This window comes from Parabacteroides sp. merdae-related_45_40 (genome assembly GCF_001915675.1).
The window spans coordinates 3,572-13,626 of the sequence record NZ_MNQY01000074.1; the positions used below are offsets into that span (position 1 = coordinate 3,572).

The window sequence follows — 10,055 nt, forward strand, 5'->3', positions numbered from 1 at the left end:
GCCACTGGAAAACCGGTCGTATTGGTGCTGATCAACGGACGTCCGTTGTCTATTAACTGGGCGGACAAATATGTTCCGGCTATCCTCGAAGCCTGGTATCCGGGTTCGCAAGGCGGTACGGCCATTGCAGACGCTCTGTTCGGCGACTATAACCCAGGTGGAAAGCTGACCGTTACCTTCCCGAAGACAGTCGGACAGATTCCGTTCAACTTCCCGACCAAACCGAATGCACAGGTCGACGGCGGACGCAACAAAGGGTTGGACGGCAACATGTCCCGCGTGAACGGTCCGTTGTACCCGTTCGGCTACGGATTGAGTTATACGACTTTCGAATACTCAGACATTTCGATCCAGCCAGCTATCGTGACACAGGTTCAACCGGTCACCGTCCGTTGCAAGGTGACGAATACAGGTAAACGTGCCGGAGATGAGGTAGTACAGTTATATGTACGCGATATCCTCAGCAGTGTTACGACCTACGAGAAGAACCTCGTCGGCTTCGACCGTATCCATCTGAATCCGGGAGAAACGAAAGAGCTTACCTTCACTATCGAACCGCGCGACTTGCAGCTGCTGAATAGCGATAACCATTGGGTGGTAGAACCGGGAGACTTCAAGGTTATGATCGGAGCCTCATCCGAAGACATCCGCCTGAACGACCGTTTTACGGTAGTGGAATATGGTAAAGAGCAGGCAAACATATCGGCAGCTTCCCGACAGCAGAAATCAGTTATTGCCAGCTCTACTCAGAAGTCTGCTCCGTCAGTATTAGACGGCAACCCATCTACGGCTTGGAAAGCCAACAAGGGTGAATACATAACTTTTGCACTCGAAAACAACGCCTCTCCTAACAACATCGCGATTGCCTGGAAAGAAAAAAGCAAAGATGCCAAATTTGAAATCCAACTCTCCGGTGGCGGAGGCCAGTTCCTGACCGTATATGAAGGGACGGTAGAAGCTACGAACGAGCTGACGAATTACCGGTTCAAAGGCACAACCGCCAGTGATATCCGTATCGTAATAACCTCCGGCAATGCAAGTATCTCGGAAGTAAAAATCAAGGAGTTGAAAAATTAAGAATTAAGAATTAAGAAATGGTGTCTTATGCATTCATTTCTTAATTCTTAATTTTTAATTCTTAATTTATAAATAGATTTCCCCAAAGAACTCCGGACAATGGAAGTTCGGAGAAGGAAGATCAATCGGACTCCAACTTACGAAATGCGGAAATTCCGTATCGTCCGCACATTTATAGAAGTTGCCCATTATCTTTTCCGGTAGGTTGTCAGGATCGAGGCCCATCAACCGGAAAGGAATGGCAACCACCAACTCCCAGCTATAAACCCCCAGTTTCTCTGTAAAAGCGGCATGAGGAAGACTTGAAAAACGACGTATCGAAGCATACTCTTCGGGGGTCAGAGATTTCTTCGAATCACGCGATTCCCGATAGGAAGCATCACATGTTCCGATACAATTAAACTCGAAATTGTAGTAATTGGGATCATTCACCCGCTTCATAAAAAACTCCACGCAACTATCTTGATAGACAGGTGAACCATCCGTTTCATAAAGAGCTTTCAATGAATTGCCTTTTACAAAGTAACGAATATACAGATTCACTTTCGATCTTGCGATATCGAAAGCCACGATAGGCTTATAGGAATATTCCTCCCAGTTAATCACATCGATCGACTCTCGCTGGGCCTTTTCCATCAAAAAGCCTACGGACGACAGATCCAGTACGTCCAGCGTTTCCAAATAAGGGACTTTCAGTTTCTTCATTATCAATTATAGATTTGGAGTAATGGTAAATGTAAATAAGAAGTCAGCAATACGGATAAGACTCCGATTATAGCCAAAACAATAATGACTGATCCTACAATCCTATTCAATAACCATATACCTCGCACGTTAAACCATTTCTTCAATTTAGCAACTATATAAGTGATTCCGAACCACCAGAGAACAGCCCCCACCCCAATAAAAGCAATGCCACCCGACAACATCCAAACAGAATGTTCCGGCAAGACAAAACCAAAGCGGGCAAACAAACCAATATATAGCAATACGATTAATACGTTGCTAAAGGTAAGAAGAAAAGCTGTAATAAAATCCTGAGTGAAAGATAACTTTTTCTCCCGTTGTTTTCTAAGATTCCGGACAGGATTGGATTGGAAAATATAATAGCCGAAAATACCCAATACGATACTGCCGATCAATTGCAAAGGAGCCTGATTCGCCTCCACAAAGTTCACCACAACTCCCATCCCCAAGCAAGTCAGTGCAGCGTAGATCACGTCTGACAGAGCAGCCCCTAATCCGGTAACAAACCCATGCCAACGTCCTTTGTTCAGCGTTCGTTGTATACATAGCATACCGATCGGACCCATCGGGGCGGAAACCAGTACGCCAATAACAATTCCTTTACTTATCAATCCCAGCATTATCCTTCTATTTTCTGCCTAATGATTTGCAAAGATAACGCAAACCGGGAGCAGAATAAAATGAACTCGTCCATTTTTAACCAAAAAACACCTGCAGGAATGTTTTTTAGATTACCTACAGGCGTTTTCACACTTTATGTAAAAAGGCTATTTAGCTTTTTCCTTTTCCAATATAGCTTTCAACTTTGCAACGATTTCGGGATGTTCGGCCGCCAGATTCTTCTTTTCTCCGATATCCTGCTTCAGGTTGTAAAGCTGTTCTTCCTTGCTGTTGCCCAACTCGATATTCGTCAGTTTAGCATAAGCAGCACCATTACTCGGAGCTATGTATTTCCATTCGCCGTCGGAGACAGAAAGAGAACCGGCAACTTCGACCACATAGTCGCGCCCTTTCAAGTCCTTCCCCAAGAATGCGTCCAGATGATCCCGGCTGTCAGGACCGGCCCCTTCTTCGAGCGGCTTGCCCATCAGGCTTGCCATGGAGGCATACAGGTCGATCTGTGATACCAATGCGTCGGAGACACCCGGTTTTACCTGAGCCGGCCAGCTCACAATCATCGGAACACGCGTACCGGCTTCGAAGATACTGTATTTACCACCACGGAACGGCCCCCAGGGTCTATGTTCGCCCAACAATTCCACAGCCCGGTCTGCATAACCATCATCCACAACAGGACCGTTGTCGCTACTCAACACGATCAAGGTGTTTTCGGCAATACCGGCTTTTTCGAGTGCGCCCATTATTTCGCCTACGGTCCAGTCGAATTGCAACAAAGCGTCGCCACGAGGGCCCATGCCGCTCTTGCCGACAAAACGGGGATGCGGCCAACGGGGAACGTGCGCGTCGTTGGTTCCGACATACAGGAAAAACGGTTCATCTTTGTGGTTTTCAATAAATCGGACAGCTTTGCAAGTGATGCTGTCTGCAATGTTTTCATCTTCCCACAAGGCCTGCTTGCCCCCTTTCATGTAGCCGATACGCGAAATGCCGTTCACGATCGCCATATCATGCCCATGGTTCGGACTCGGTTTCAATTTGGTAAGCAATTCCGGATGGTCTTTTCCCAACGGTTCGCCAGGGAACGGTTTTTCATAGCTCACTTCAATCGGATCATTCGGATCAAGATTGACGATCCGCTGATTCTCAACCCACACACAAGGCACACGGTCGCCTGTGGCAGCCATTATATAGGAATAGTCGAACCCTATATCTGAAGGTCCCGGCGTGATAAAGCCATTCCAATCCTGTCCTCCCGTCCTGTCAGACAATCCCAAATGCCATTTACCTATAGCACCTGTTGTATAACCACACTCACGAAACATATCGGCAACAGTCGGCTGTTCGGGACGAATGACCATTCCGGCATTTCCAGCCGCAATCCCCGTGTCATTCCGCCTCCAAGCATAATGCCCCGTAAACAGCGAATAGCGCGAAGGCGTACTGGTCGCAGCCACTGCATGCGCATCCGTAAAACGAACACCTTGGGCTGCCAGGCGTTCCACATTCGGCGTATGGATCGTTTTCGATCCGTTGCAACTCAGGTCACCATAACCGATATCATCGGCTATCAGGAAAATAACGTTCGGCTTCTTCTGCTGCTGTGTTACTTTTTCTTCCGCCTTTTGTCTGTTTCCAGAACAGGAGGCCAGCAAGGTAGCTCCTATTCCCAATACGATTGTTGATTTCATGATAATAAATTAACTGTTAATTGATAAACCCTTTCTCCATTTTGAGATTGTCAATCCGAGAATCCCGAAAACGTCCTCCACACTCCGACAATTGTTTTTTCAGCAAATCTCGCCGGGAGCTATAACCTTATTGTTGACAAATATACAATAAAACGAAGTATATCACAATTTTCCAAGATTGTAATCTGCATACGAAGTTTTCTGCTAATCCTCTATCACTCTATCACTACAAAGGTTGTAGCTATTCATATTCAAACGTCCAAAGGCAGTGATACAGGACGTTTTCCCCTATCACTCCTCTATCACTTCTAAAACAGGACGTTTTTGTCATACAATTGAAAACCAACACATTACCTTCTATTACTTTTGAAAAAGCATATAAAATAATCGAATAAACAAATGTAAAAACGAATATAACAGGTATTAAATTGGTGGAATACGGTTCTTCATTCCACAAAAGCTATCTCTTTTTTTAGCAAAGACAAGCACATCATTCCGTAAACACCCCCATGTTGCCATCCTTTACATCCGGGTGTAGAGAGCCGGTACATCCGGGTGTAAGAGGGGGCAACATGGGGGTGTCCGGCAACTAAAGTACCATGCCGGACAATAAAAACCACCCGGTTTCACCTATTTTATAGCCATTTTTACATAAAATAATCGAGTGATTTATAAGGATGGAAATCGGGTATTTATTGCTTTTGTTATTTGTAATACGCTACTATACAGATGTGTATAAGCGCAATTTCTGTTTTCCATCCAAATTGCCTGTGATAGGGTAGTGATACCGTAGTGATAGAGAAAACGGGCATATATCACTAACGAAACAAGTTGAATATCAATCGATAAAAAAGGAATCAGTGATACAGTGACAGAGGAACACCGTTTTGACATACTTCAATAAACAATTATTTGTAAAATGGTTTCAATATATTCCCTGCCGAGCCATACGCTCCACATTCGGTGTCCTATACCAGTCGTTCAACGCACAACGAACCAGATTACCTCCCTTATCCGTCAAAAAAAGGCAAAAAGGTATCCATTACTCCCATATCATCCACCAAGAATAACACAATATTAGGAAATTCTTGTGCCAGAAGCAACCGACTCGAAAGAAGTAACCGATCATCAAAAACTCTCCTTCCGGACCATTTTTCCAGATTTCCATTCCGTAAGGAGAAAAGTAACTTTTAGGATGTCCGATATGATTCCCAGCTATATTAATATCCATACCGTTCTGCAATGGATTTTCTGTCACATGCCATTTTCCTATATGGCAAGTCTGGTAGCCTGCTTTTTTCAATACTTCCGGAAGAAGCCGGACACCCGGCTCCAGAGCTGTCCGGTTGGGATATCTCCAAAGCATTAAGCGAGATACGCAACCACTTGGTTCGCCTCGATATTCTTGCCATACTGATCTGTGTGATCGACAGTTCGTCCGGCCATTAGTTTTTGACATTTTGCGCAAGTCCCGCCAGTTTCCCTATCGGGCACCATCTGCGAGGCTCCGTTTTTAACCGAAAAAGGCCTTTGTTGGAACAAATTTATTTTCTTCAACAGATTTAAGGGAAATTCGGTTAGTAAGCACTATCTTTGCACTTTGTAAGCGAGGGGTATCCTTATATTATCCCCCGTATGAACGGAATACCATTAATAAATCGACGATATGATTCTATTCTTTCAATCTCCAACAAAGACGGTGTTAGCTGTGGAGGCTGCACACGCTTTCTCTCCTGAAGATGTAGAAAAATTAGTTTGGGCTTTTAGCGAGGCAAAACCTCTCCAGGCTGAAACATTGGAAGGCTGGTATGTTGGTCCACGCCGGGAAATGATTACCCCGTGGAGTACGAATGCCGTGGAAATCACCCAGAACATGGGACTCACCGGTATATCACGCATCGAGGAATACTTCCCAGTTTCTTCCGGCGAAGCAGAGCATGACCCGATGTTACAGCGTATCTATGACGGTCTGAACCAGGACATCTTCACGATCAGTAAACAACCGGACCCGATTGTTTATATTGAAGATATCGAAGCCTACAACAAACAGGAAGGACTGGCATTGAGCGATGAAGAAGTAGCTTACCTCAACGAAGTAAGCCAAAAACTGGAACGCCGGCTGACAGACAGCGAAGTGTACGGTTTTGCACAGGTGAACTCGGAGCACTGCCGTCACAAAATCTTCGGCGGTACATTTATTATCGACGGAGAAGAGAAAGAAAGTTCTCTCTTTAACCTGATTAAGAAAACATCGGCGGAGAACCCGAACAAATTGGTTTCCGCCTATAAAGATAATGTGGCTTTCAACGAAGGCCCGGTGATCGAACAGTTTGCTCCGGCAAGCGGCGACAAACCGGATTTCTACGAAGTGAAAGAAATCAAATCGGTTATCTCACTGAAAGCTGAAACCCACAACTTCCCGACAACAGTCGAACCGTTCAACGGTGCGGCTACCGGATCGGGTGGTGAAATCCGTGACCGTCTGGGCGGTGGAAAATCATCCCTGCCGATTGCCGGAACAGCCGTTTATATGACATCTTATCCGCGTACGGAAGGTGCACGCGAATGGGAAAAGATCCTCGACCCGCGCCCTTGGTTGTACCAGACTCCGGAACAAATCCTGATCAAGGCCTCCAACGGTGCATCCGATTTCGGCAACAAGTTCGGACAGCCGCTGATCTGCGGTTCGGTCCTGACATTCGAACACGAAGAGAACAAGAAGAAATATGCTTACGACAAAGTGATCATGTTGGCCGGCGGTGTCGGTTATGCTAATATGCGCGACGCGTTAAAGGGCGATCCCGCACCGGGCGAAAAAGTTGTCCTGTTAGGTGGTGACAACTACCGCATCGGTATGGGCGGAGGCGCTGTCTCTTCCGTAAACACGGGCCAATATACCAGCGGTATTGAGTTGAACGCCGTACAGCGCGCCAACCCGGAAATGCAGAAACGCGTTTCCAACGTGATCCGTGCGATTGCCGAATCGGACAACAACCCGGTTATCTCCATCCATGACCACGGCGCAGGAGGTCATTTGAACTGTCTCTCCGAATTGGTGGAAGCAACCGGCGGACATATCGACATGAGCCAGTTGCCTGTCGGTGACCCGACACTTTCCGCAAAAGAAATCGTAGGTAACGAAAGCCAGGAACGTATGGGTTTGCTGATGAAGGAAGAAGATGTTGCCCGTGTACAGCGCATTGCCGACCGCGAACGTTCTCCGATGTATGTGGTAGGTGAAACGACCAACGACATGAAGTTCGTATTCGAACAGGCCGACGGCGTGAAACCAATCGACATCAAACTGGAATATATGTTCGGTAAACCGCCTAGAACGATCATGAAGGATCATACGGTCGAAGAAACATACGCTCCAGTCGTTTATAAAGAATCCGAACTGCATCATTACCTCGAAAATGTACTTCAGTTGGAAGCTGTTGCATGTAAAGACTGGCTGACCAACAAGGTGGACCGTTCGGTGACAGGCAAGGTCGCACGCCAGCAGTGCCAAGGCGAATTGCAGTTGCCGCTGAGCGACTTGGGTGCTGTAGCACTGGATTACCGTGGAAAAGCGGGTATCGCCACATCTATCGGACATGCTCCGCAGGTAGCGATGATCGACCCGGCTGCCGGTTCTGTCATGGCGATTGCCGAATCATTGACAAATATCGTTTTCGCTCCACTGTCCGACAAGCTATCAGGTGTATCTTTGAGTGCCAACTGGATGTGGCCATGCCGTAACGAAGGCGAGGATGCCCGCCTGTACAAAGCGGTCCAGGCTGCTTCGGACTTCGCTTGTGCACTGGGCATCAATATCCCGACCGGTAAAGACTCTCTGTCCATGACACAGAAATATGGCGACGACAAAGTGATTGCTCCGGGTACGGTGATTATTTCTGCCGGTGCAGAAGTCAGCGACATTCGCAAGATCGTATCTCCGGTATTGGCCCACGAAAAGAATTCTTACATATATTATATTGACTTCTCGTTCGACACGATGAAGTTGGGCGGTTCCGCTCTTGCACAAGTTCTGAACAAATTGGGCAACGAAGTCCCGACGATAAAAGACAGCGAATATTTTGCCGACGCATTCAACGCCGTACAAGATGCCATCCAAAAAGGGTTGGTTCTCGCCGGACACGACATTTCTGCCGGTGGTATGATCACGGCATTGCTCGAAATGTGTTTCGCCAACGTGGAAGGCGGTCTGGAAGTAAACCTCGACAAGTTGTCGGAACAGGACATAGTCAAGATTCTGTTCGCCGAAAACCCGGGTATCCTGGTCCAGGTGAAAGACAAGAAAGCATTCGAAAAGTTGATGGAAGATGCAGGAGTAGGTTTTGCCATTATCGCCAAGCCGACTTCCGAACGCCACATTCTGGTTTCCAAAGAAGGCGTCCAATACCATTTCGGCATCGACTACATGCGCGACGTATGGTACGAATCATCTTATAAACTGGATATCAAGCAGAGTGGTAGCGTATGTGCAGGCAACCGTTTCGAGAACTACAAGATGCAGCCACTGGAATTCAAGTATCCGAAGAGCTTTACCGGCAAGCTGTCTTCTTACGGCCTGACTGCCGATCGCAAAGGAAAGAGCGGAATCCGTGCCGCCGTAATCCGTGAAAAGGGTTGCCAGTGCGAACGTGAAACGTCTTATGCACTGTATCTGGCAGGTTTCGATGTGAAAGACGTTCACATGACCGATTTGGCTTCCGGACGCGAAACATTGGAAGACGTAAACATGATTGTATTCTGCGGCGGTTTCTCCAACTCCGACGTTTTAGGCTCTGCCAAAGGATGGGCCGGAGGTTTCTTATTCAACGAGAAAGCCAAGAAGGCGCTGGATAACTTCTATGCACGTCCCGACACCTTGAGTCTGGGTATCTGCAACGGTTGCCAGCTGATGGCCGAGTTAGGGGTTGTTTATCCGGAACATGAGAAGAAACATAAGATGTTGCACAATGATTCGCACAAGTTCGAATCGAACTTCATCTCGGTCGAGATCCCGAAAAACCATTCTGTCATGTTCGGTTCCTTAAGCGGTTCCAAATTAGGAATCTGGGTGGCTCACGGCGAAGGCAAGTTCTCTTTCCCGTATGAAGAAAAAGAATATCATATCGCACTTAAATACAACTATGAAGGCTATCCCGCCAACCCGAACGGTTCGCCTTGGGCGGTTGCCGGTGTCTGCTCTCACGACGGACGCCATCTGGCAATGATGCCTCACCTGGAACGTGCGATGTTCCCATGGCAATGCGGTTACTATCCTGAAGACCGACGAAACAGTGACGAAGTCACTCCGTGGATCGAAGGTTTCGTGAACGCACGAATACCTGTCTCTTTTTATTTTCAGGCCGGGGCAACAATTAAGTTCCTTTCCTATACCTTTCTCCCGGATTAATCCCTATCTTCGCAAAAGAATATAAACCTTTACTGAAATTTACGAGAAATGGAAGAATTGCAAGTTATCCAGAACAAGATTTATGAGATCAGAGGTACGAAAGTCATGTTAGATCGTGATTTAGCAGAAATGTATGGAGTTCAGACCAAAGCGCTAAATCAAGCAGTCAAACGAAATTTCACCCGTTTCCCTGAAGACTTTATGTTTCAACTAACCAACCAAGAAACCCCAAATTGGAAGTCACAGATTGTGACCTCCAATACTATTAAGATGGGAATTCGAAGGAATCCGTTCGCTTTTACGGAACATGGCGTCATCATGCTCGCAAGCGTATTAAGAAGCGAGATTGCCGAACTGCAAAGTAAAAAAGCCTTCAACGATAAACTACGGCCAAGGATTGGCTTTGTGAAATAGAATCTCTATCTTCGCGACCTAAACAATAAACAAGTACACTGATTCATGAAAAAGTTGCTATTTATCTTCTTTACAGCAGGTCTTATACAGGGATTTAGCTCTTG

The 10,055-nt window shown here is 46.6% G+C and carries 7 protein-coding genes and 2 pseudogenes; 4 read left to right on the plus strand and 5 right to left on the minus strand.

The annotated features are described in order from the left end of the window. On the plus strand, positions 1-1,077 hold a 1,077-nt coding region (locus BHV83_RS10445), incomplete at its 5' end, for a beta-glucosidase (protein ID WP_286757491.1). Between the two features lie 66 nt (positions 1,078-1,143). Here the strand turns inward: BHV83_RS10445 and BHV83_RS10450 are convergent. From BHV83_RS10450 to BHV83_RS10470, 5 genes and pseudogenes are all read right to left on the minus strand, one after another. Then, positions 1,144-1,782 (minus strand): carbohydrate-binding family 9-like protein, encoded by a 639-nt coding sequence (locus BHV83_RS10450; RefSeq protein WP_286757492.1) that lies wholly within the window; start codon positions 1,780-1,782, stop codon positions 1,144-1,146. 2 nt (positions 1,783-1,784) lie between these two features. Further along, complete coding sequence (locus BHV83_RS10455; RefSeq protein WP_005634142.1) at positions 1,785-2,444, minus strand: LysE family translocator; 660 nt, start codon at positions 2,442-2,444, stop codon at positions 1,785-1,787. 147 nt (positions 2,445-2,591) lie between these two features. Next, positions 2,592-4,133 carry a sulfatase family protein gene (locus tag BHV83_RS10460; RefSeq protein ID WP_005634146.1) on the minus strand — a complete coding sequence of 514 codons (1,542 nt, stop codon included), beginning with the start codon at positions 4,131-4,133 and terminating at the stop codon, positions 2,592-2,594. Positions 4,134-5,064: 931 nt separating this feature from the next. Next, positions 5,065-5,236 (minus strand): annotated as a pseudogene (locus BHV83_RS10465) (N-acetylgalactosamine-6-sulfatase); the annotation flags it as partial. Then, a complete protein-coding gene (locus tag BHV83_RS10470) occupies positions 5,176-5,469 on the minus strand; it encodes a hypothetical protein (protein WP_333558992.1) in 294 nt (97 codons plus the stop codon). The gene BHV83_RS10470 and the pseudogene BHV83_RS10465, both read right to left, overlap by 61 nt. Between BHV83_RS10470 and BHV83_RS21770 the strand changes: the two genes are divergently transcribed. The 3 genes and pseudogenes from BHV83_RS21770 to BHV83_RS10480 all read left to right on the plus strand — a co-directional run. Continuing rightward, on the plus strand, positions 5,376-5,582 hold the full coding sequence (locus BHV83_RS21770) for a hypothetical protein (protein WP_005634154.1): 207 nt from the start codon (positions 5,376-5,378) through the stop codon (positions 5,580-5,582). The two genes, BHV83_RS10470 and BHV83_RS21770, sit on opposite strands and share 94 nt — an antisense overlap. Positions 5,583-5,799: 217 nt before the next feature. After that, complete coding sequence (gene purL / locus BHV83_RS10475) at positions 5,800-9,537, plus strand: phosphoribosylformylglycinamidine synthase (RefSeq protein WP_286757493.1); 3,738 nt, start codon at positions 5,800-5,802, stop codon at positions 9,535-9,537. 48 nt (positions 9,538-9,585) lie between these two features. Continuing rightward, positions 9,586-9,888, plus strand: a pseudogene (locus BHV83_RS10480) (ORF6N domain-containing protein); the annotation flags it as partial. Positions 9,889-10,055 lie beyond the last annotated feature (167 nt).

Coding starts and splice junctions, on each gene's coding strand:
- BHV83_RS10450 (WP_286757492.1), bottom strand. CDS start 1,782: ATGAAGAAACTGAAAGTCCCTTATTTGGAAACGCTGGACGTACTGGAT.
- BHV83_RS10455 (WP_005634142.1), bottom strand. CDS start 2,444: ATGCTGGGATTGATAAGTAAAGGAATTGTTATTGGCGTACTGGTTTCC.
- BHV83_RS10460 (WP_005634146.1), bottom strand. CDS start 4,133: ATGAAATCAACAATCGTATTGGGAATAGGAGCTACCTTGCTGGCCTCC.
- BHV83_RS21770 (WP_005634154.1), top strand. CDS start 5,376: ATGGATTTTCTGTCACATGCCATTTTCCTATATGGCAAGTCTGGTAGC.
- purL (WP_286757493.1), top strand. CDS start 5,800: ATGATTCTATTCTTTCAATCTCCAACAAAGACGGTGTTAGCTGTGGAG.